Origin of the sequence: Proteiniclasticum aestuarii (assembly GCF_017368455.1) — a bacterium.
Classification (GTDB): Bacteria; Bacillota; Clostridia; order Clostridiales; family Clostridiaceae; genus Proteiniclasticum; species Proteiniclasticum aestuarii.
In genome coordinates, this window is sequence record NZ_JAFNJU010000003.1 from 85390 (window position 1) to 106844 (window position 21455).

The window sequence follows — 21455 nt, forward strand, 5'->3', positions numbered from 1 at the left end:
AGTAAACATCACCGAACTCAAGGATCTCTCGCGATGTCCTTTTATATTACAAATAAGGAGTGAAAAGTAATGGAAATGATGAGAAAGATTTTTATACAGCTATTTGGCTACTCAAGTAAAGAGTGGGCAACAGGAGGAATAGTAGCTGCAATTGGAGGGGTGATTGCTGGGATGTTAGGTGGATACGACACATTGATAAAAGCACTTCTCTTCGCAATGGCCTCTGATGTTGGGACAGGCTTTTATCTGTCGAAGGTGCTCAAACAGACCAGCTCATCTAAGGGTATTTCGGGTATCCACAAGAAAATCGGAATACTCATGATGATTGCCTTTGCTACTATAATCGACGGAGTTTTAGGGCAAACAGGAGTGCTTAGAAACGGTGCAGTGATATTTTATCTAGCCATGGAGGGATTAAGCCTCGTGGAAAACCTGACTGCAATGGGAGTACCTGCATTTCAACCATTAAAAGAGTACCTGGTACAGCTTAAAGAAGGATCAAAGAAAGGGCCCAGTAAGATAGTAGAAGTCGAAGCAAAAGAAGAGGTGAAGTAGAATGGTTAAAATCATAAGAGACTACTACACCCAAAACCGCTGCTACACCAACAATCGGAACTATAAAAAAATCGGTGGGGTCTTGCACTCCACCGCCTCGAAAGGGGTAATGGCTAGAGATTGGAAGAGGAGATGGAACAACCCTACCACTGCTAAATGTGTGACAGCTTTTGTTGATGATACCTATGTTGTGGAATGTGTGCCTTTTAGCCGCCAGATATGGCATGTAGGCGTAACTAAAGGCAACAACTACTACATCGGAATTGAGATCTGTGAAGATTTAGAATGGACGAGTGATTACTTCGAAAAGGCCATCGCCAATGCATTGGAATACATTGCAGGTATTTGCAAAGAGAAGAGCTGGACCGCTAAAGACTGGTTTGGACACTACGAAGCCAATAGACTTGGCTTTGCATCGAATCACAGTGATCCGAATCCGTATTTCAAGCATCATGGATACAGTATGGACCAGTTCAGAGCGGATCTAGACAGAATGCTCACAGGAGAGGTGAAACCAGTGGAACCTATTGTTAAAGATGGAATTAAAGTTGATGGCTATATGGGGCCAGAAACCATTAAGGCACTTCAAGGCTATTTTGACACCATTCAGGACGGAATCATCAGCACCCCATCAATGCTAGTCAGAGAGCTCCAGAAAGGCTTAGGTGTGTCAGTAGATGGATTGCTCGGACCAGTGACAATAAAAGCTCTACAGAAGCACCTAGGCACTATGCAGGATGGCATCATCAGCAAGCCATCTGCTATGGTTAAAGCACTTCAGGACAGACTCAATAATGGAAATCTCAATCTTAAAATTGCAAAGCCTATTAAGCCCCCTAAAGCTCCAGAGCCAGTGAGACTGGTTGAGGACGGACTTATGGGTCCGGCTACAATTAAAAGGCTACAGGTATATCTAGGCACGCCTGCAGATGGAGTGATATCTACACCATCGAGTATGGTTAAAGAACTGCAGAAGCGGCTGAACAATAATAAACTGTAATGTGATAGGAAGGTATTATTACAGCAAAGATTGGGCTAAATGTCATAAATTCTCCAGGAGGAGCTATGGTGGGAACTTTGAGGTATGGGACCAGGGTTAATATTTTCGAGCAGTTCGGATCATGGTATCGGGTTGTAATAGATAGGTGGGTTCCTGAAATTTACACCAAAATAGTGTAAGAAATTCGAGGCATCTCGCGAGAGGTGCCCTTTTGCGTGGTCTCTATTAAATGGATAAAAAAACATTTTTAATAGGAGACCATTAAAATGGTAAGTATGCTTGATTAACGGTCTCCTATTTGATAATATTTGAGTAGGAGGTGTTGTGATGAATGAAATAACACGTAGAGCGACACATAGTGGTGTTTGGATTATAGACGAAGAATCAGATGTAAAATTTTCTTGTTACGTAATGGATAATGAAGATAGGGTGCTTTCTTTAAGAGGTGCTGCTAAGAGCATAGGTCTAAAAGGTAGTGGTAGTACTGCTCTACTAAAGACACTAAACAGGCAGTGGATTTCTCCATATTTATCAGACGATCTTAGAAATTGGTTAGAACAAGCTAATAAGAACATGTTGCCTGTGTATCTAAATACTCATGGGAGAGCATTTACTCCGATTTCAGCTAGTGCATTTATGGATTTATGTAAAGCATATGTAGACGCTCTCCATGATGGTGCGTTAACAACTCCAAAGCAAATAGAAACAGCTCAAAGAATGTATGCAATAATGACTGCATTTGCGAAAGTCGGACTTGTCGCAATCATAGATGAGATAACAGGGTATCAATACGATAGAGAAAAGGATGCATTACAAAAAGTATTATCAAAATATATTAGCTCTGAACTATTACCATGGGCAGAAAGGTTCCCAAATGATTTCTATAAACAGATGTTTAGGTTGAAAAAATGGACATTTAATGGGAATAAGAGACCTGGGTATGCTGGTAAATTAACGAATCAGTTAATCTATGATAGGTTACCAGAGGGGGTAATTGAAGAACTCAAAACTAGAACACCCAAAACAATTAGTGGACATCGAAAACATAGATATCATCAGCTTCTAACTGAAGATACAGGAATTCCTCATCTTGATAAACAATTGCAGCAAACCATTGCAATTATGAAGGCTTCAAGGAATTGGGAAGAGTTTGAGAAATTGTTTAATAGAGCAATGGAAATCGATTCAGTGGAACAAACTAGTTTATTTGAAGATTAATATGATAGTAAAATGCACTCTAAAAGGGTGCGTTTTATTTTATATATATGAATAAAATATTTAGTTGCGATTTTAGGTTTAATAAGCAATTCCATTTATATTGCATTTGAAAACGTTTTTATGTATTATAGTAATTAATACAATGAGGGGGTTTCTAATGGCATATACTAAAAATATCAAATTTCACTATTTTCAAGTGCTTAATAACTACACAACTGACAGTAAAAATCCGACAGTATTTTCAATGACAGACTGGGCTGATTCAATAGATAAAAATAGTTTTTTAAAAAAACATCTTGAGTTATCAAAATGTTGGGCAAAGATTGAGTACATCGAACATATTGAAACATCAAACATATGGAAAGTAAGACTTCATAGGTTAGCTGAGTATAATATTCCACAAACATCAAGAAATGGTGAAGATGCAGAAGATGTTGAACTTAAAGAGGATGAATATCTAGGGTATGACTGTAATTTAATTTATGATGAGTCAAATGGAATCGCAATGATTCAGCGAAGTAAATACTCGTTATCTATTGAAAGGATTGAAGAATTGATAAATAAAACGAGTTTTTTAAAAGATAGATTTATTTCTTTGAAACCCATAATGAATAATAACAACATTAATAAACTGATTCAGAATGGAAAGAAAATAGAAATTTCATTCGCCAATATTACCAACGCTATCCCCGAAACAAAAAGTCCTTTAAGTAGTATAATCAATTCATTCTTCAAACTCAAAGGCGTTGCAGGAAATATAACAATTGGTGTTGGAAGAGGAAAAGATATTCAAGTTATAAAAGAGAAAAATAAAGAAAAGAAAATCAAGACTGAGAGGTTTTTAAATATAAAAGAAACAATTCAACTGATTGATGATATAAAAAGTAATCCTGATATAGTAACTCGAGGTATAGTGACACTTCGTGATGAAGAAGATACAAGTGTGGAGGTAATTGACTTATTCGATGATGTTTTTATCGACATCATTCAATTTCAATTAGAGCAACGCAAAACACTAGGGATAGGATATGTTATGGATGAGATGATACAAAAATACGAAGAGAAGAAAGGGAAAATATTGATTTCATTAAAACCTAATAAATAGGAGGGAAAGAAATGGAGAAGGTAAAATACATATTTGAACGATTCTATCCGTATATTACCTCAATTATTTTGGTTGCTTTGTTGTATTATTTTGAAATAGATTTCCTTGTGAATAGAAAACTTTATGATGCACTAGGTGGAGTAATAAGCTTCGATGCAATAGTTATAGGTTTTCTAGGTGCAATAATGCCTGTGATCTTGAGTATGAAAAATGAATCAAAATTGGTGAAATATGTTTTCGAAAATGATGGTGAGGAGTTATTCAAGAAGTATCTTTTTGTTACAATTAAGATTGGTATCACTAATGTAGTACTAACATTAGCGATGTATTTACACACCAGTTTTACAAATGAAACATTTGTGAAAATACTCTTGTATCTGTGGCTTTTGTCGTTGTTTGCATTTATGTTTTGCACAATGAGAAGTATGGGGTATATGATATCCTTGCTTTTTTCAAAGGACACCGTGGTAGAGTACCATATAGGAAGCGCAGAAGAAGGTAGCTTACTTTCGGACGAAGTGAGAGCAGAAGTTAAAAGTAAATTCTCAGATAAATCATCTCAATGATTTATTTTTATAAGCCGGTACCACCGGCTTATTTTTTTTCGAAAAAACCCCGCACTTCGTTGTGCAGGGCAGCCGATCACTCCGGCTTATTTTTGTCTCTGTTCACCAGCAGCCACAGAATGTAGTTATTCAGTGAGCGATATTGCATGTCGGCTTCTTCCCGCAGTTGGCTCGTTAGATCTTCAGGTAAGGTCAATAGGACCTTGGTAAAATCAGGTTTAGTCATTGTGTCCTCCTTCATAAAGATAATCAGGTCTCTCTTGAGATAGTATATCATAGTATGTTACACAACAAAACAGAAGAAAACATTTACAAACTATAGTATACTTATTGTAAGTCACGCAAAAAGGAGAGGAATCTATGAAAAGTATTTATCGTATTGTGATGTTGGTCGCGCTTTTGGCCTTTCTTTGGGTAGGGAGTTTGATGCTTGAGGGATCAACGCAGCCAAGTTCTTCACTAATACTTTTAGGAGTCATTGCTCTAATATTGTTTGGCATCATAGTTACGCTAATGAAGAAGTTATAAGCTAGGGTTCCTAGCTTTTTTTATTGGGAATAAATTATCCCCCATACTTACCCCCAAAATATTTCTAATATAGTGAATGCTCTTTGCTCTATATTAGCATAATTAGATTATGGAGGTGAAGATATGAGATGTATTTACTGTGAGAAGAACCATGATTGGAGCACCATGGGTGGCCTAGTCTATTTCTATTGCTGCGAAAAAACACATATCATCAAGCAGAGTGTAAGGCCACGAGTGCAGGAGGTTTTTCAAGAAAATGAAGATGTTGTATTAATTGATGATCCTGGAGAATTTCTCTCTTTCCTTTTAAGAACAATTGTTCTATAATAATGAAAAGGGGATGAGAATATGAGTGATCAGTTGAAAGTGGAAGTTATGAGTTATAGTAAGCCGGGAGAACATCCAAGACCTGTGACATTCAGGTTCAGTGCTGCTGAAGTAGTGTACAAGGGAAGAGTGCTTAAGGTACTGGACAAGAAAGTGAATAAGTGGAACGGTAACATTATGATTGAGTACCTCTGCGACTGTACGGTGGATGACCATCCGAGCAAGATTAAGATCAGCTATGAGAGGGATACTATGAGTTGGTATCTGAAGAATTTGTAGCAATTTAAAGAGCAGCCTGATTAATTTCAGACTGCTCTTTTTCTATTCGGTTCTTTGCGCGAGCACTTCTTCCGTTCCATCTTCAATTTTCTTCAGAGTCAGTGTACATCCACTGTTAAACAACATACTTCGAAACATCAATTCAGCACTGTTTAGCGATTCTGTTTTAACCAATTCTTGAAAACCTTTGTCTGTAACCTTCTTGCCGTTCCTATCCTCTAACTCAAGGATGTAGTATGGCAAAACATGGTAGTTGTCATTATAATAATCACTCATGATATTCCCCCTGTTTTCCAATCGATAAGACTATGATAACAGATAAATGAGATAAAATTATACTCCACTAATAGGTCCACCAGTAGGCATCAGAAGGTAGTGCAGAATAGTGTAAAATCAACGATTCCTTAAAAGTGAAAAACCGCTTATAATCAGGCTTTGAGCCTTTGTTATAAGCGGTTTTGGGTGTTTTTGGCGGAGAACGAGGGATTTGAACCCTCGCGCCGGTTACCCGACCTACGCCCTTAGCAGGGGCGCCTCTTCGGCCTCTTGAGTAGTTCTCCAAACCGAAGTGATTACTATTAAATTACCACAAAACACATTATAGCAATGGGATGGACCAGTGTCAATAGATTTCGGCTTTTTGGTGCCTTGCTCCGCCGATAAACCATGTTCTCTCTGAAATGTCCGTTTTTCGGGATAGTTCCTATAGTATAATGAGACTAGTGAGTAAAGAAATTACGAAGGAAGTGAAACAATGAGTCTTAAACTGATCTATGGCCTCGGCGGAAGTGGAAAGACAAGCCGGATCTATGATGAAATAAGAGAAGAGATGAAAAGGCATCCGGACAGAAACATGATTCTACTGGTTCCGGACCAGTATACCTTCAGAGCGGAGCAGAAAGTGCTGAAGGAGCTGGGACAGACCAGTGTATTCAAGGTATCGGTCATGAGTTTCGGCACCATGACCAGGAGAATCCTTGCGACGGTGGGCGGGGCTACCCACGCCCTCATTTCAGACACCGGAAAGAGCATGCTGATGACCAAAGCCATGAGTGACATCAAGGATCATCTTAAGCTATTCAAAGCGGTGGCGGGAAAGCCCGGTTTCATCGATATGGCCAAAAGTCTTGTGGATGAGATGAAAAGATACGATATGGATATGGAGGAGCTCCGAAAAACCATCGAGGAGTCAGAAGACCAGGAGCTGATGCAGAAGTTTCAGGACATCCTGCTCTTTTATGATGCCTTTGAGAAGGAGGTCCATAAAGGGTATGTGGACAGCACAGACGAAATGCATTTTTCTCTGGAGAGAATCCATGAAGCGGATTTTCTGAAGAATGCGGAGGTCTTCATCGATGAGTTCAACGACTTTTCCGTCATGCAGCTGCAGTTCATTGAAAAACTCATGGAAAATGCGAAAAGAGTCGTGCTGACCCTGACCCTGGATCAGCATCATGACAGAGGAGATGTTTTCCAGATCACGAAAGATACGGAAAGAAAGATCTTCGAGGCTGCGGAAATGGCGGGCGCCTCCATTGAAAAACCGCTGATCCTTCCAGATGAGACGCCTCTGAGATTCAGGAGCAACCCTGAACTGGCGCATCTGGAAGCGGAATATTTTCATTATCCCAACAGAAGCTACAGAGAAAAAACCAGATCCGTCAGCATCTATAAAGCGCAGAACAGCTACGATGAAGTGGAGAAGGTCGCGCTGGATATCAAGCGAAGAATCCGAGAAGACGATTCGCTCAGGTATCGGGATCTGGCAATACTCTGCAGAAACATCGATGCCTACGCGAACATCATCGTTTCGGTATTCAGGGAGCACGAAATCCCTGTTTTTCTAGACAAGCGCAGAGACATTGATGGAAGTCCTCTTTCCCAGTATGTTCTGGCCCTTGTGGAGGTGGCGGATCAGGGCTTCACCTATGATGCGCTGTTCACGCTTCTTAAGACAGGGCTCTCCCATATCGGTACGGAGGAAGTGGATCTTCTGGAAAACTATATCCTGGCCAATGGCATAAAAGGAGGAAACTTCCAGAAGGATTGGGTCTATCCCTATCCCAATATCCATGAGGAAAAGCTTATGGAAGCGTACCTTCAGCGTACGAATGAAGTCCGCGATAAAATCCTATCGGTCTATGGCCCCCTAAGAGAGCGCATCGCTTCAGCGGAGCATGTGGAGGAAATCACGAGAATACTCTATGAACATCTGGAAGATCACGGTGTACTGGAAAAGTCCGTGGACATCATCAATGATCTGGGCGATGAGGAAATCGCCAAGGAACACAAGGAAGTGGTCAAAGGAATCATTTCCATCTTTGATGATCTGGTGGATGTGCTGGGCAGTGAAAAAATGGAAATCGGAATCTATGGAGATATCCTGAGACAGGCCATGATCAGCTACAAGATCGCCCTCATCCCGCTCACCCTGGATCAGGTGATCCTGGGGGATGTGGCCAGAGTGAAGAGCGACAGCATAAAAGGGCTGTATATTCTTGGTGTCAATGATGGAGTATTTCCGAAAACCATATCCGATGAGGGCATCATCACGGATAAGGATATCGCAAAGCTGAAAGAGGAAGGCTTTGACCTCTTCATCGATTCCAAAACCAGGTCCATCTATGAACAGTTTCTGGTCTACACGGCCTTCACCATTCCGCGTGAGTTTCTCTCTCTCTCCTACGTGGGCGCGGATATGGACGGTAAATCCCAGAGACCTTCCCTTGTCATCGCTAGAGTGAAGAAACTCTTTCCGGAGCTTATGGAAGAGACCTACATCAATCCCATGGATAAGAAAAGCGGGGATATGACGGAAGTGGAAGGGAAGGTTGCGACCTTCAATGAGCTCATCAAGGAAATGAGAAGAAACTACCAGGGTGACCCAGTGAATCCCTTATGGGGAGAAGTCTATGACTGGTTCAGTCAGGAGGAAGATTTCAGAGACCGGCTGAGAAGATCCAGAGAGGGACTAAACTACAGTAATCTCTCCAAAAATCTCACCCGAGAATCTGTAAAGGCGCTCTATGGGGATCAGCTGTACCTCAGCGTATCAAGGCTGGAAAGATTCACCTCCTGTCCCTTCGCCTACTATATCCAATATGGCCTGAAGGCAAAGGACCGGGTCATGCACGAAGTGACAGCACCGGATGTGGGAACACTGATGCATGAGGTCATCGATCAGTTCACAGAGGATATCAGAGGCATGCAGATTGCCATGTCCGAGGTGGACAAAGGATTCATTCGAGAAGCCGTGGATAAGCTTGTGGACCAGGCCATCGAAAAAACCAATACCATATACAAGAGCTCACCACGTTACAAGCATATGGGCGAAAAGGTCAAAAGGATCATCAACCGTTCTCTGGAGACCATCACAGCCCAGATTTCCAAGGGAAGCTTTGTACCCATGTTCAATGAGCTGGGGTTCGGAAAAGAAGGGGAAGCCCTTCCTGCCCTTTCCATCGAGATTCCTGAAACCGGTGAAGATGCACTTCTTCGAGGAAGAATCGACCGGATCGATGTGATGGAGATGGACGGGAAGTCATATATCCGGATCATTGACTACAAGTCCTCCGCCAAGGATGTATCGCTCAAGGATGTGTTCTATGGACTGCAGCTGCAGCTTCTGGTGTATCTGGATGTGATCCTACGAAACTGGAGCAGCATTCTATCTTCCCAGGCTGTACCGGGAGCGGTGCTGTATTTCAGGCTGGACAATCCCATGATCAAGGGCGGCATCAATATGACGGATGAGGAAATCGAGCAGAAGGTGCTGGAGAGTCTGAAGCTGAAAGGGCTGCTTTTGAAAGATGCCAGAGTGATTCGCAACATGGATAGGGACATTGACGAGTTTTCTCTGGTCATTCCGGCCAAGATCAAGAACGAAGAAGTGGTCTCGTCCAGCAACCGGAAGGACAAGAACAAGGAGATTATTCTCACAGAAGAGGAGTTTGATGTTCTGAGAGACTACGTACGGGAGAGTATCGGCACAATACTGAAGGAGCTCTTTGATGGGAATATCTCCATCACGCCCTACAAAGACAAGGACAAGATCCCTTGTACCTACTGCACCTATAAGAGCATCTGTCAGTTTGACGGGAAAATAGCAGAGAATCATTACAGAAATCTCAAGGCGATGCCCATAGAAGAGCTGTGGGAGAACATGAAAAAGAAGGAGGTGACCGACCATGGGAAATAACTGGACGGATGAGCAGCGCCTGGCCATAGAAGCCAGAGGAAGCAATCTTCTGGTCTCCGCGGCTGCGGGGTCAGGAAAGACTGCGGTTCTTGTGGAAAGAATCATTCAGATGATCACAAAAGACAAGGTGGATATCGATACGCTCCTTGTGGTCACATTCACCAATGCGGCGGCGGCGGAAATGAGAGAGCGGATCGGAGAAGCCATCGTGGAGGCGCTGGATGAGAATCCTTCCGACAGGAATCTGGAGAGACAGCTGTCTCTTCTCAACCGCAGCAGCATCACCACCATACATTCCTTCTGTCTGGAAATCATACGAAACAATTTTCATCATATCGGTCTGGACCCTGGATTCAGAATCTCCGACGACACAGAAGGGGCCATTTTAAGAGAAGAAGCTCTGGAGGAAGCCTTGGAGGAATCCTACGAAACAAAGGACCCGGATTTTCTCAGTCTGGTGGATGCCTATGGAGGAAAGAAGGATGATAAATATCTGGCGGAGCTGGTGCTCGGTCTCTATCATTTCATCATGAGCAGTCCCTGGCCATTGAAATGGCTGAGAGAAAAAGTGGAATACTTCAATCTGAGAGACAAATCGCTCATGGATCTGCCGGTATTGAAGAATCTCATGCAGGATATCCTGTTTTCTCTGAAGACCTTTGAGGCGCCGCTGGAAAATGCGCTGGAGACTGCAAGATCCGATGCTTATATCAAGGGCTATGAAGAGGCCATTCTGCAGTCCATTGATCTCTATCTCGCGCTTCAGGAGATTCTCAAAGAAGGAAACAGTTTCGATGAAGTGAAGTCTTTTCTGGACAATGTGAAATTTGATGCCCTGAAAAGAGCCAAGAAAGGATACGATCCTGCCCTGGCGGACGAAGTGAAGAATGCCAGAAATGATTTCAAGGATTTCATGAACGGACTCAAGGGATACTTCGGTGAATCCGAAGCGGATAACAGAAGAATCATGGAAAAGACCTATCCCATTCTGGTTGCGCTGGAAAACCTGACAAGACGCTTCATGGACAAGTATGAGGAGAAGAAGAGAGAGAAAGGGCTTCTGGATTTTTCGGATCTGGAGCATCTGGCCCTGAAGATTCTCACCGTGGAAGAAAACGGAGAAGTACGTCCATCGGACATCGCCAAGGAATACAAGAAGAAGTATACGGAAGTCCTGGTGGATGAGTATCAGGATTCCAATGAGGTTCAGGAAGTAATCATCTCCATGGTTTCCCGGAAGAATGAAGACAATCCCAATGTGTTCATGGTGGGGGATGTGAAGCAGAGCATCTATCGTTTCAGGCAGGCGAAGCCCGAACTGTTCATGGACAAATACAGAACCTATTCCCTGGAAGGAAATGGTTCTGGAAGAAAGATTCTCCTCTACAAGAATTTCAGAAGCAGAAGGAACATTCTGGACAGCGTCAATTTTCTGTTCAAGGGAATCATGAGTGAACGTGTCGGTGAGCTGGACTACACAGACGAGGAAGCGCTCATTTATGGGGCCACCTATTATGAAATGAACGAACTAGAGGATCAGGTGGAAGAGGCGACGGAGGATCTTTCCAGCAATGAGATCATCGAAGTGATGCTGGTGGAAGAAAGCGGCTCTCCTGAAGAGGGAGAAGACTCCAGCGAAGAGGAGGATCTGGAAATTGATCCTTCAGAGTATAAAGCCATTGAAGTGGAGGCGAAGATGGTTTCCGAAAAGATCAATGAACTGATTCGAATAGGATTTCCAGTATACGACAGGAACACAAAGAGCATGAGACCTGTGACCTACAGGGACATCGTCATTCTTATGCGCGCCACTTCAAGGACCGCGACGATTTTTCTGGAGGAGCTTCACGAAGCGAACATTCCATCCTACAGTGACAGTTCCACAGGATATTTCGACACCATTGAGATTCGAACCATGATGTCGCTTCTGAAGATCATTGACAATCCCCTTCAGGATGTTCCCCTGGTTGCAGCGCTGAGAAGTCCTATCTTCTCCTTCAGCGAAGAGGATCTGGTGGAGATCAGAAAGGTCAGTGACAAGGAGTTCCTATACAACAATATGACAGCGGGAGAAGCGTTCAGCGAGGATGTCAGCGAGAAGATCCATTCCTTTCTGGACAAACTCGGAACCTACCGCAGCATCTCGAGGTACATGAATCTGGATGAGTTCATCTGGTATCTCTATACGGATACCTCCTATCTGGATTATGTGGGGGCTATGCCTGACGGCATCGAAAGACAGGCGAATCTGAAGATCCTTTTCCAGCGTGCGAAGCAGTTTGAAGAGACCACGCTGAAGGGGCTCTTCAACTTCATCCGGTTCATAGACAAGCTGAAGAAAACCACGGGAGATATTGGAGCGGCCAAGATTCTGGGAGAAAACGAGAATCTGGTGAGAATCATGAGCATCCATAAATCCAAAGGGCTGGAGTTTCCGGTGGTGTTCCTGGTGAACGCTTCCAAAAGGTTCAATAAAATGGATCTGAACCGACAGATCATCCTTCATGAAACCTTGGGCTTCGGTCCGAATTTTGTGGATCTGGAAAGAGGTGTCACGGATACAACACTCATCAAGGAAGTGATCCGAAGGAAAATCAGCCTGGAAAATATCTCAGAAGAGATGAGAGTGCTGTATGTGGCGCTGACAAGAGCCAAGGAGAAACTCATCATCACCGGACATATCAAGGATGCGGAAAAGAGCATGAAGAAATGGACGGAGCTGAGTGCAGGAGAAGATTTCAGGATTCTGGAGGGGAAAGTGGAAAAAGCGTCGGGTTATCTGGACTGGATCATGTCGGTGCTCCTGAAGCACAGGGATTTCTCTGTGCAGAGAACCGACGGGAAATCCTATGTCTTCGGAAAGGATGTGGGATTCAATCTGGAAATCAGACGAAAGGCTGCTATTCTTCAGGACCTGAATCTGGAGGAGGAGAAACCTGCCGGACTGTTTACGCTGGATACCATCCGGGATGCGGATTCTGCTTTTGAAGTCAATCAGCGACTTGGATTCCGGTATGCCTTTGAAGAGGAAACGAAAAAGAGTTCCAAGATTTCCGTGACAGAGCTGAAAAGACTGGCCGGGCATCGGGAGACGGAGGACATTTCAGAAACCCTTTTGGAAGAAAAGTCACTGGAAAGACCTAAATTCATGATGAAGAAGGCTGGTCTCACTGCGGCGGAGAAGGGGACTGCATTTCACAAAGTGATGCAGTATATAGATTTCGGCCATAAGACCAGAGAAGAAATCGAAAAAGATATGGAGAATATGGTCTCAAAAGAGCTCATCAGACAGGAAGAGGCCGATGCTGTGGACCCTGCAAAGGTCTGGAAGCTTCTAGCCAGTCCTCTGGGGCAGAGGATGCAAAGAGCGGACGCGAAAGGCGATCTGATGCGTGAGGCGAAATTTCTCATGAACATGGATGACAGTGAGGTCATGGTCATAGGTGTCATCGACTGCTACTTTATTGAAGAAGGACATCTGGTTCTTGTGGACTACAAGACGGATTATGTGGCGGAAGAGGATTATGAAGACATTCTTGCAAACAGATATAAAGAGCAGCTCCGATACTATAAAGATGCGCTGGAATCCATCACCGGCTGCAGGGCAAAGGATGTTTTCCTTTATTCTGTATCATTCGGGCAAGAAATATCCATAATTTGACAACATTATCTTTTTTATTGTTTCATTTTGAAGTATAATATAATTATAATTTATCACGCAATTAAAGATAGGGGTGTTTTTAGATGGCTGTTGGTAGAGACAAAACTCGGATTCTTCTGACCTTACCACAGGATCTGAAAGAAGAGCTTACGGATGAAGCAAGGGGCGATAACCGTTCATTGAACAACTATATCCTGAATCTTCTTCTCAGTTCCGAGAAAAGAACCGAAAACGACAGAGATTAAAGGAAAAATCCGGAATTCATGTTTAATGAACTTCCGGATTTTTCCTGTTTTTTCATTGAACTTTTTCCTGATATTTAATATTTAACAAAACGGAAAATGTTTACTTAATCGATTAAGTAAATCGGTTCTGAAATTGGGTGATTTTCTAAAGTGCTATTCGAACAGATTGTTTCATTGTACGTACATCCAATGGAAAGTTTCCCGTTTTTTGAAGAACAACATAATTTTATTGAATATTTTTTAATTTAAATCAAAACAAATCTGTAAATCGTGGAGATGCAAGATGATGCAGGTTTGTTGTAATTTTGTTAAACAATGTCTCATTGTGATATTCAGGTGATAGTTTGCTCCGTTTCAGGTAGATTTTTCCAGTAGCGACCCGGCATGGACCGCTTCTGAGCTTTCGGATTCACTCTGGATGCAATGGCGATGTGGGTGAAATACTCCCTCCACTTTTCGATGCTTGAATCTTCCTGCAGAAGCTTCTCATCCAGCACGATATCCTTTTTCACAGTCCATTGGCCGTCTCTGGATAGAACTGCTTCCTGACGATGGGCATCATAGATGATGAAATTCATGTCCCCATAGCGCTCTGCGAAATGAGGAGCGATGAAAGGAAGGATGTCGTGGTCCGGATCGATTCTGGCCATGTAGACTGTGCCTACCAGTGAAAACCGCACAAATCCTTTGAACCTATGACTCTCCAGAGAGACCTGTCTGGAGAGTTTTGTCACCTTCATGATCAGTTCATCCTGATAATTGTGCGCATTATTCGGGTTCTGAAAACAGCGGATGATATATCTCAAAACAAGTGTCGGAGACGAAGGGTCTCTATGATTCAGCGCGTAGGAAATGAGGGTGAGGGTTTCCACATCAAATCTCTCCTCCATGGAACGCTTCACGCGCTGGAAGTGTTCCTCGTCAAAGGTGAGCGTAACGGGTTCATCGATGAGATTTCTCTCGTAGTCCATTACCCTGTAGAGAATGGGCTCCTCTTTATCCACATACACATGATAGACGGCCATGAGCAGTCCTTCCATGGAACCGTCGAAAAGCATCACCTTCACTAGAAGTCACCTCCCAGGGATTTGCGGATGATGGTCTGATCCGCGAGAATCTGTGAGAGATTCTGTCTGTCCAGAATGATGTCTCGGGAAGAAGCATTCAAGCTACTAAGACTGTGATCGATCTCCTCAAACAGGCTGAGCTGAATCTGATCTTTCTTTTCACTGATGGCTTCGTAGATGAATTCCGGGCGCATGGCGAAATTACCGTGATATTTTCCGTTTATGAGAATGAAATGCTTGGCTCTTGTCAGTACGATACCCATTTTCTTGAGACCTTCATAGGTGAGGGATGCCAGTTTTCTTGCCCTGATGATTCTCTTGGCGGAGGTGAGACCGATGCCTGGTATGCGAAGCAGCATCTCGTAGCTGACTTTGTTCACTTCCATGGGGAAAAGCTCCATATGAGAGAGGGCCCATTGTGTCTTCGGGTCCACATTCACATCGAGGTTCTCATGTTCACGCAGGAGTTCTCCTGCCGTGAATTTATAGAAACGAAGGAGCCAGTCCGCCTGATAGATCCGATGTTCACGCAGAAGCGGAGGTGCGGTGAGTTGAGGCAGAAGCTTGTTGGTGCTGACGGGAATGTAGGCGGAATAATAGACGCGCTTCAGATGATATCCGGTATACAGATTCTGACTGAGACTGAGGATCTTTCCGTCGGTGGTTGGCGTGGCTCCGATGATCAGCTGCGTGGACTGACCTGCAGGAACGAAGTCCTCCGCGAACCTGGAAATTCTTTTTTCTTCCTTGTTCTCCATGATGTTGTCTGCAATCTGCTTCATAGGTTTCAGAATGGCCAGGCGGTTTTTTTCCGGTGTCAGTGCTTTGTAGTTCGTTTCCTCTGGAAGTTCAATGTTCACGCTGACACGGTCGGCATAGAGACCGGCCTCGTGAACCAGATGACTGCTGGCTCCAGGTATCACCTTCACATGAATATAGCCGTTGAAGCGTTCTCTCTGCCTCAGCGTCTTTATGATGCGAATCATGAGCTCCATGGTGTGGTCTGGGCTCACGATGACCCCGGAGCTCAGGAACAGTCCTTCAATATAGTTTCTTCTGTAGAAGCTCATGGTGAGGGTGATCAGCTCTTCCGGTGCGAAAGCCGCTCTCTCCACATCGCTGGAGATTCTGTTCTGACAGTAGGCGCAGTCGTAGATGCAGAAGTTCGTCATGAGAATCTTCAGAAGACTGATGCATCGACCATCCGCAGTGAAGCTGTGACAGATTCCGGCAGCGGCGGCATTGCCTACGCCTCCCTTGATGCTGCCTCTGCTGCTCCCGCTGGATGAACAGGATACATCGTATTTTGCTGAATCCGACAGGATTCTGATTTTATCTAGAATATCCACTGCAATTCGCCTCCATTTGAGAAAATTATAGCACATATGTTCTTTTACTGCAATAATAATTAAACATATGTTCTTAAATATAACAAATAAAAGGATGAGCCCTGGGCTCATCCTCTGGAAGGTCTTAAATGAATGCAAAGAGTTCGAAATAGAACGGCATGACAAAGATGAAGGCGATGGAGGTCAGCGCTGTCATGAAGGAAGAGTAGGAGGGATTGCCGCCGTATTTTCCCACTGCAATGGAGATGTTCGTCATGACGGGCAGTCCTGCACAGACGATGAAGACCTTTGTCAGATCCTCAGGCATGTTGAACGCTTTCAGGAGAAGGAGGCACGAAATGGGTGCCAGAACAAAACGCAAAAGCAGAATCAGCACGGTGGTGACGGGGCTCCCTACGCTGCTCATCTTCAGATCTCCGATGACGCTGCCCATGAAGAGCAGGGACAGCGGCGTCATGAGGATTCTCAGATAATAGATGCTGTCCATGGCGTAGGTCGGCAGGTTCACATTGTAATAGAGGAGCGCGATGCCCACAGCGAACCCGACAATAGGCGGATTGATGATCTTCAGGAGATTTCTGCTGCTGAAGGCTTTACCGGAGCTTCTGACCAGCTGATAGATGCCCAGAGTCCAGAAGGTCAGCGTGTTTCCGATGAAATAGAGCATCAGATAGGGAACCGCTCTTTCTCCGAAAATGCCTGTTATGAGAGGCAACCCTACAAATATGGTGTTGGAGAAAGTGGCCATGGAAATGAACTCCCCCTGTTCCATGCCCCTTAGAGAGAGGGCTTTGGATACACCATAGGCGATGACATTCATGAAGATCATGGTGAGTATGGCTATCAGAATGCTCCTGTAGGAATTTCTGAAGGTGGCGATGGAAAAATTCGTCAGGTTGATATAGATCATCACGGCCGGTGTACAGAAGTTCACCAGAAGCTGTGAAAGAAATTTATCGGTTCTCTTGTCCGTGACTCTGCTTTTTTTCAGGATGAAACCCAGAGTCCCTAGAATCATCATGGTAATAATAGTATTTTTCACGTTATCAGTCATTCTTGTAGCTCCTTGCGCGCGATATCCAGCAGTGTTTCCTTGTGGTTCAGTTTAGGGTCTTTCAGTACTTTCTCCAGAAGCGTGTTGAGAATTCTACCGACTTCTCGTCCTTCCCTGATGCCCAGGTTCATGACATCCTGACCGCTTACGGCCAGGTCTCGGATCTCCAGCGGATCCTTCCGTTCGATGATCTCCATCATCCGGTCTCTCAGAGCGCTGATCTCAAACAGCTTGGTGCCGCTGCTTTCCGGTTTGCTGACGAAATCAGCCGTCTTCAGTTCGAAGAGATCATTGATGTTCTCTTTATCAAGTCTTCGGATCAGCTTTTTCAGTTTCAGCTCGTTCTTCATATCGAGGCTGACCATATGATTATCAATGAGTGCAAGCACCTTTTTGATGGTCTTCCTGTCATATTTCAGTCTGAAAAGGGTGGCTTCGGCGATTTCCACGGACCGCTTCTCATGGCCGTAGAAGTGCCCTGTTCCGTTTCGGTCCACCGTAAAGGTTCCAGGCTTGCCACAGTCGTGGAAGAGGGCTGCAAGCCTTAAATGGAGCTTTGCGGGTACATGATCCACCACATCCAGCGTGTGTCCCAGAACATCCTTGTCATGGTGGGGATTGAACTGGCTAAAGACAGCCATGGGCATGAGTTCAGGTACCACATATTTCATGACTCCCAGCTGGAAAAGCATGGAGATTCCTCGTGAGGGGGTTTCCGACAGCAAGATGGTATTGAGTTCTTCCCGGATTCTTTCCACGCTGATGAACTGGAGACCATCCATGGTCTCCACGATGCCGAAAAGGGTCTTCTCTTCGATGTTGAAGTTCAGGGTGGTGGCCAGACGGATGGCTCTCAGAATTCTCAAGGCATCTTCCTTGAATCGCAGGATGGGGTTTCCCACAGCCCGGATGATTTTTCCTCTGATGTCCGAGGTTCCATCGAAGGGATCGATGATTCCTTTTTCGGTGTTGTAGGCGATGGCGTTGATGGTGATGTCCCGTCTTCTGAGATCCTCCACAAGATCATCGATGAAGATCACATTGGCGGGGTATCTGCTGTTGATGTATTCTCCATCCGCACGGTACGTCGTCACATCATAAATACCGTCGGTGGTGACTACACCGACGGTGCCATGGCGGATGCCCGTGGGAATGGTTTTTCTGAAGATGCGGATGACTTCATCCGGGTCTGCCGAGGTGGTGATGTCATAGTCTTTCGGAGGCCGTCCGATGAGGATGTCCCTTATGCATCCACCCACCACGTAGGCTTCGTGACCGTTTTTATTCAGTTCTTTTATGATGTATCCGACGCCTTTTGGCAGGGTGATGTCCATTGCACTCATCCTTTCCAGTCAGTCAAGATATTATCGAAGAAAGGTTAGTCTTCAATTGACCGTTGTTGTATACTTAATTATAACCTATTTTGTCAGGAAGGAGAATTTTATGGAGCTTGCAAGCAAAAAAATTAGTGATTTGGTCGTCGGGGATCGTGTGGACTGTTTCTTCATCGTGAAGAGAGTCGATCTGAAGACCACCAACTCAAACGATAAGAAATATCTGGATTTCATATTCGGAGATAAGACGGGGGAGATTTCAGGGAAACTCTGGGAAGTACCTGCGGCAATGGAAACCATGTTCAAGGAAAGCGATCTGGTCAAAGCCAGAGGGACAGTCACCAGTTTCATGAACAGCAATCAGTTCAAGATCGATCGGATCAGACTTTCATCAGAAGAAGATGGAGTGGATCCGGAGGATTTCGTGGAAACGGCGCCGCTTAAGAACACCTTCATGCTGGATGAAATCCGAAAGTTCATTCTTTCCATAAGGGATGAGGATATCCGCAGGGTGGTGGAGGCTGCTGTAGAAGAGAAGGTGGATAAAATCATGTACTATCCGGCAGCGAAGAGAAATCATCATGCCATACGGTCCGGACTGCTTTATCATGTGCTGACCATGCTGAAGCTGGGACAGCAGATCGCCGGAATCTATACTACGGTGAATACGGATCTTCTCTATGCGGGCATCATTCTGCATGACCTGGAGAAGATGAATGAAATGGAATCTTCTGAGCTGGGCATCGTCAGTGAATACACCATTGAAGGCAATCTTCTGGGACATATTTCCCTTGGCGTCAAGAATGTGGATCGGATCTGTGACAGACTCGGCACACCGGATGAGAAGAGAATGCTCCTTGAGCATATGATTCTGTCCCATCACTACGAGCCGGAATATGGAAGTCCTGTGAAGCCCATGTTCCTGGAAGCGGAGCTTCTTCACCACATCGATATGATCGATGCCAGGGTCTTTGACTTCAATCTGGCGGTGAGAGACCTGGAACCAGGTACTTTATCTGAAAGTATTTTCTCACTGGACAGAAGAAGAATCTACAATCCGAAGCTGTAAGGAAAGAATCTGTTACGAGTCAAATGAACGCATCTAATATATAGAATGAGGAGGGTCTTAAATGAGCGCAGTGGAAAAACTATTGAAATATGTCAAATACGACACCACTTCCGATGAAAACAGCACATCTGTGCCTTCAACAAAGGGGCAGATGGTGCTCACCCTAGAACTGAAAAAGGAACTGGAAGAGCTGGGACTGGAAACGAAACTGGATGAGAAGGGCTATCTTTTCGGTTTTCTCAGAAGCAACTCGGATAAGAAGCTGAAAAAACTGGGACTGCTTGCCCATGTGGATACCTCACCGGATATGAGCGGCAAGGATGTGAATCCGAGAATCGTGAAGTATGAAGGTGGAGACATCGTTCTCCATGAGGAGAACGGAATTATTCTGAAGGAATCGGAGTTTCCGGCTCTTTCCGGTTATGTGGGGCAGGAGCTTGTGGTCACAGACGGAACCACCCTTCTGGGTGCAGATGACAAGGCGGGGGTAGCTGAAATCATGGCTGCTCTGGAGCATATTGTAAAGGATAAGGATTTCATCCACGGAGACATACACGTGGCCTTCACGCCGGATGAGGAAATCGGTCGTGGACCCCATCATTTCGATGTGGAAGCCTTCGGCGCCGATGTGGCCTATACCATGGACGGAGGACCGCTGGGAGAGCTGGAGTATGAAAACTTCAATGCGGCTTCCGCGAAAGTCACGGTCAGAGGAAGAAACGTGCACCCGGGTACGGCCAAGGATAAGATGGTGAACTCCATATTCATCGCCATGGAATATGCGGATTTCTTCGATCGCAAGGATACACCGGAGCATACGGAGAAATACGAAGGGTTCTACCATCTGAATGAATTCAAGGGACATGTGGATGGCACCAGCCTGGACTACATCATCAGAGATTTCTTTGAGGAGTCCTTTGAAGATCGAAAGAAGAAGATGCTGGAAGCGGCAGATGCGCTTAACGAGAAATACGGAGAAGGCACGGTCACCGTGGAGCTTCATGATCAGTACAGGAACATGAAGACCAAGATCGAGCCCCACATGTATCTGGTGGAGAATGCGAAGCAGGCTATGATGAAGGCCGGTGTCACACCGGACATCAAGCCCATCCGTGGGGGAACCGATGGTGCCCAGCTTTCATACATGGGTCTTCCCTGTCCGAATATCTTCACCGGTGGTGAAAACTATCATGGAAGATATGAGTTCATCTCTGTATCTTCCATGGACAAAGCGGTGGAGGTGCTTCTGAATCTCATCGAGATCTTTGCGGAGCAGGAAGCGTAGGACAAAAAATCTAAGGACACATAATTGAATGAAAAAGGGGAAAGGAGCCGTTCATCATTTTGAACAGCTCCTTTCCTCTATTTTAGCTGAAATATTCAATTTATTCTCTTCTGAAATAATCCTCTTCCAGCTCCTGGACGTCACCTGTTATGGGATCCACCACATGATAGCTTTTGGTCCCGTCCACTTCTGCCGTATAGTAATAGATTCTATTGCTATGCAGGATACCCTTCTGTCTGCCCATGGCAGGGATGGTGCGGCTCTGGAATTCCTGTTCAGGAAAAACCGCGCTTTCATCCATGGACGCTTCCACAAGTGCTTTCCCTTCCTCATAGGTATAGTCAGGGATCGTGTACCAGATGAGTAAAGGAAGAAGAAGACTCACCGCAATGAGGGGTAACACTTTCCAGCTTTTCAGCGACACTTTCTCACCGCTCTGAAAGAGCTTCCGATAGAAGATGGGCTGGAGCAGAAGTGGTATGAAGATGGAAGCCTGATAGACTCCGATATAGTCTTTCAGTGCCCGGTAATAGAAGTAGGCTTCCACCAGAGTCAGGATGGTGATGCCGGTGAGCACGTATTTCTTCAGAGATTCCTTTGGTATCATATAAGCAC

18 protein-coding genes and 1 tRNA gene are annotated in these 21455 nt (G+C 44.6%); 11 read left to right on the forward strand and 8 right to left on the reverse strand.

Annotation, left to right across the window (positions count from 1 at the left end; translation table 11 throughout):
* Positions 1-69: 69 nt before the first annotated feature.
* The 5 genes from J3A84_RS04925 (at position 70) to J3A84_RS04945 (ending at position 4444) form a co-directional block, all read left to right on the forward strand.
* Positions 70-555: a phage holin family protein gene (locus tag J3A84_RS04925; RefSeq protein ID WP_207598898.1), complete on the forward strand. Its 486-nt coding sequence runs from the start codon at positions 70-72 to the stop codon at positions 553-555.
* Between the two features lies 1 nt (position 556).
* Positions 557-1555 carry a peptidoglycan recognition protein family protein gene (locus J3A84_RS04930; RefSeq protein WP_207598899.1) on the forward strand — a complete coding sequence of 333 codons (999 nt, stop codon included), beginning with the start codon at positions 557-559 and terminating at the stop codon, positions 1553-1555.
* A 327-nt stretch (positions 1556-1882) separates the two neighbouring features.
* Positions 1883-2773 (forward strand): P63C domain-containing protein, encoded by an 891-nt coding sequence (locus tag J3A84_RS04935; protein ID WP_207598900.1) that lies wholly within the window; start codon positions 1883-1885, stop codon positions 2771-2773.
* Between the two features lie 157 nt (positions 2774-2930).
* A complete protein-coding gene (locus tag J3A84_RS04940) occupies positions 2931-3878 on the forward strand; it encodes a DUF6731 family protein (RefSeq protein WP_207598901.1) in 948 nt (315 codons plus the stop codon).
* Between the two features lie 11 nt (positions 3879-3889).
* Positions 3890-4444, forward strand: a complete 555-nt coding sequence (locus J3A84_RS04945) for a hypothetical protein (RefSeq protein WP_207598902.1) — start codon at positions 3890-3892, stop codon at positions 4442-4444.
* Positions 4445-4520: 76 nt separating this feature from the next.
* On the opposite strand, the gene J3A84_RS04950 is transcribed toward J3A84_RS04945, so the two are convergent.
* Positions 4521-4670 carry a hypothetical protein gene (locus tag J3A84_RS04950; protein WP_207598903.1) on the reverse strand — a complete coding sequence of 50 codons (150 nt, stop codon included), beginning with the start codon at positions 4668-4670 and terminating at the stop codon, positions 4521-4523.
* A 650-nt stretch (positions 4671-5320) separates the two neighbouring features.
* Between J3A84_RS04950 and J3A84_RS04955 the strand changes: the two genes are divergently transcribed.
* Positions 5321-5578, forward strand: coding sequence for a hypothetical protein (locus J3A84_RS04955; RefSeq protein ID WP_207598904.1), 258 nt, complete (start codon positions 5321-5323; stop codon positions 5576-5578).
* Between the two features lie 42 nt (positions 5579-5620).
* Here J3A84_RS04955 and J3A84_RS04960 read toward each other — a convergent pair whose 3' ends face one another.
* Positions 5621-5854 (reverse strand): hypothetical protein, encoded by a 234-nt coding sequence (locus J3A84_RS04960; protein ID WP_207598905.1) that lies wholly within the window; start codon positions 5852-5854, stop codon positions 5621-5623.
* 193 nt (positions 5855-6047) lie between these two features.
* A tRNA-Ser gene (locus J3A84_RS04965) sits at positions 6048-6138 on the reverse strand.
* A 194-nt stretch (positions 6139-6332) separates the two neighbouring features.
* On the opposite strand from J3A84_RS04965, the gene addB reads away from it, so the two are divergent.
* The 3 genes from addB to J3A84_RS04980 all read left to right on the forward strand — a co-directional run bounded on the left by addB (position 6333) and on the right by J3A84_RS04980 (position 13682).
* Positions 6333-9776 carry a helicase-exonuclease AddAB subunit AddB gene (gene addB, locus J3A84_RS04970; RefSeq protein WP_207598906.1) on the forward strand — a complete coding sequence of 1148 codons (3444 nt, stop codon included), beginning with the start codon at positions 6333-6335 and terminating at the stop codon, positions 9774-9776.
* Positions 9766-13437 carry a helicase-exonuclease AddAB subunit AddA gene (gene addA, locus J3A84_RS04975; RefSeq protein ID WP_207598907.1) on the forward strand — a complete coding sequence of 1224 codons (3672 nt, stop codon included), beginning with the start codon at positions 9766-9768 and terminating at the stop codon, positions 13435-13437. Before addB ends, addA begins: the two co-directional genes overlap by 11 nt.
* Positions 13438-13520: 83 nt before the next feature.
* Complete coding sequence (locus J3A84_RS04980) at positions 13521-13682, forward strand: DNA-binding protein (protein WP_207598908.1); 162 nt, start codon at positions 13521-13523, stop codon at positions 13680-13682.
* 332 nt (positions 13683-14014) lie between these two features.
* On the opposite strand, the gene J3A84_RS04985 is transcribed toward J3A84_RS04980, so the two are convergent.
* The 4 genes from J3A84_RS04985 to J3A84_RS05000 form a co-directional block, all read right to left on the reverse strand.
* Positions 14015-14740, reverse strand: coding sequence for a TIGR03915 family putative DNA repair protein (locus J3A84_RS04985; protein WP_242694042.1), 726 nt, complete (start codon positions 14738-14740; stop codon positions 14015-14017).
* 8 nt (positions 14741-14748) lie between these two features.
* On the reverse strand, positions 14749-16098 hold the full coding sequence (locus J3A84_RS04990) for a putative DNA modification/repair radical SAM protein (protein WP_207598910.1): 1350 nt from the start codon (positions 16096-16098) through the stop codon (positions 14749-14751).
* Positions 16099-16222: 124 nt separating this feature from the next.
* A complete protein-coding gene (locus J3A84_RS04995) occupies positions 16223-17152 on the reverse strand; it encodes an AEC family transporter (RefSeq protein WP_207598911.1) in 930 nt (309 codons plus the stop codon).
* Positions 17149-18486: a CCA tRNA nucleotidyltransferase gene (locus J3A84_RS05000; protein ID WP_207598912.1), complete on the reverse strand. Its 1338-nt coding sequence runs from the start codon at positions 18484-18486 to the stop codon at positions 17149-17151. Before J3A84_RS05000 ends, J3A84_RS04995 begins: the two co-directional genes overlap by 4 nt.
* A 109-nt stretch (positions 18487-18595) precedes the next feature.
* Here J3A84_RS05000 and J3A84_RS05005 point away from each other — a divergent pair, with 109 nt between their 5' ends.
* Entirely contained in the window at positions 18596-19555 is a 960-nt protein-coding gene (locus J3A84_RS05005; RefSeq protein ID WP_207598913.1) for a 3'-5' exoribonuclease YhaM family protein, read from the forward strand.
* Positions 19556-19616: 61 nt separating this feature from the next.
* Entirely contained in the window at positions 19617-20840 is a 1224-nt protein-coding gene (gene pepT, locus J3A84_RS05010) for a peptidase T (protein WP_207598914.1), read from the forward strand.
* A 100-nt stretch (positions 20841-20940) separates the two neighbouring features.
* Here the strand turns inward: pepT and J3A84_RS05015 are convergent, their stop codons facing one another.
* Positions 20941-21447 carry a hypothetical protein gene (locus J3A84_RS05015; RefSeq protein ID WP_207598915.1) on the reverse strand — a complete coding sequence of 169 codons (507 nt, stop codon included), beginning with the start codon at positions 21445-21447 and terminating at the stop codon, positions 20941-20943.
* Positions 21448-21455 lie beyond the last annotated feature (8 nt).

Bases quoted from the DNA above. Each gene is read 5' to 3' on its own strand.
- J3A84_RS04960 (WP_207598905.1), bottom strand. From the start codon at position 5,854: ATGAGTGATTATTATAATGACAACTACCATGTTTTGCCATACTACATC.
- J3A84_RS04930 (WP_207598899.1), top strand. From the start codon at position 557: ATGGTTAAAATCATAAGAGACTACTACACCCAAAACCGCTGCTACACC.
- J3A84_RS05000 (WP_207598912.1), bottom strand. From the start codon at position 18,486: ATGGACATCACCCTGCCAAAAGGCGTCGGATACATCATAAAAGAACTG.
- J3A84_RS04955 (WP_207598904.1), top strand. From the start codon at position 5,321: ATGAGTGATCAGTTGAAAGTGGAAGTTATGAGTTATAGTAAGCCGGGA.
- J3A84_RS04925 (WP_207598898.1), top strand. From the start codon at position 70: ATGGAAATGATGAGAAAGATTTTTATACAGCTATTTGGCTACTCAAGT.
- J3A84_RS05015 (WP_207598915.1), bottom strand. From the start codon at position 21,447: ATGATACCAAAGGAATCTCTGAAGAAATACGTGCTCACCGGCATCACC.
- addA (WP_207598907.1), top strand. From the start codon at position 9,766: ATGGGAAATAACTGGACGGATGAGCAGCGCCTGGCCATAGAAGCCAGA.
- J3A84_RS04940 (WP_207598901.1), top strand. From the start codon at position 2,931: ATGGCATATACTAAAAATATCAAATTTCACTATTTTCAAGTGCTTAAT.
- J3A84_RS04980 (WP_207598908.1), top strand. From the start codon at position 13,521: ATGGCTGTTGGTAGAGACAAAACTCGGATTCTTCTGACCTTACCACAG.
- J3A84_RS04995 (WP_207598911.1), bottom strand. From the start codon at position 17,152: ATGACTGATAACGTGAAAAATACTATTATTACCATGATGATTCTAGGG.
- addB (WP_207598906.1), top strand. From the start codon at position 6,333: ATGAGTCTTAAACTGATCTATGGCCTCGGCGGAAGTGGAAAGACAAGC.
- J3A84_RS04985 (WP_242694042.1), bottom strand. From the start codon at position 14,740: ATGCTTTTCGACGGTTCCATGGAAGGACTGCTCATGGCCGTCTATCAT.
- J3A84_RS04935 (WP_207598900.1), top strand. From the start codon at position 1,883: ATGAATGAAATAACACGTAGAGCGACACATAGTGGTGTTTGGATTATA.
- pepT (WP_207598914.1), top strand. From the start codon at position 19,617: ATGAGCGCAGTGGAAAAACTATTGAAATATGTCAAATACGACACCACT.
- J3A84_RS05005 (WP_207598913.1), top strand. From the start codon at position 18,596: ATGGAGCTTGCAAGCAAAAAAATTAGTGATTTGGTCGTCGGGGATCGT.
- J3A84_RS04950 (WP_207598903.1), bottom strand. From the start codon at position 4,670: ATGACTAAACCTGATTTTACCAAGGTCCTATTGACCTTACCTGAAGAT.
- J3A84_RS04945 (WP_207598902.1), top strand. From the start codon at position 3,890: ATGGAGAAGGTAAAATACATATTTGAACGATTCTATCCGTATATTACC.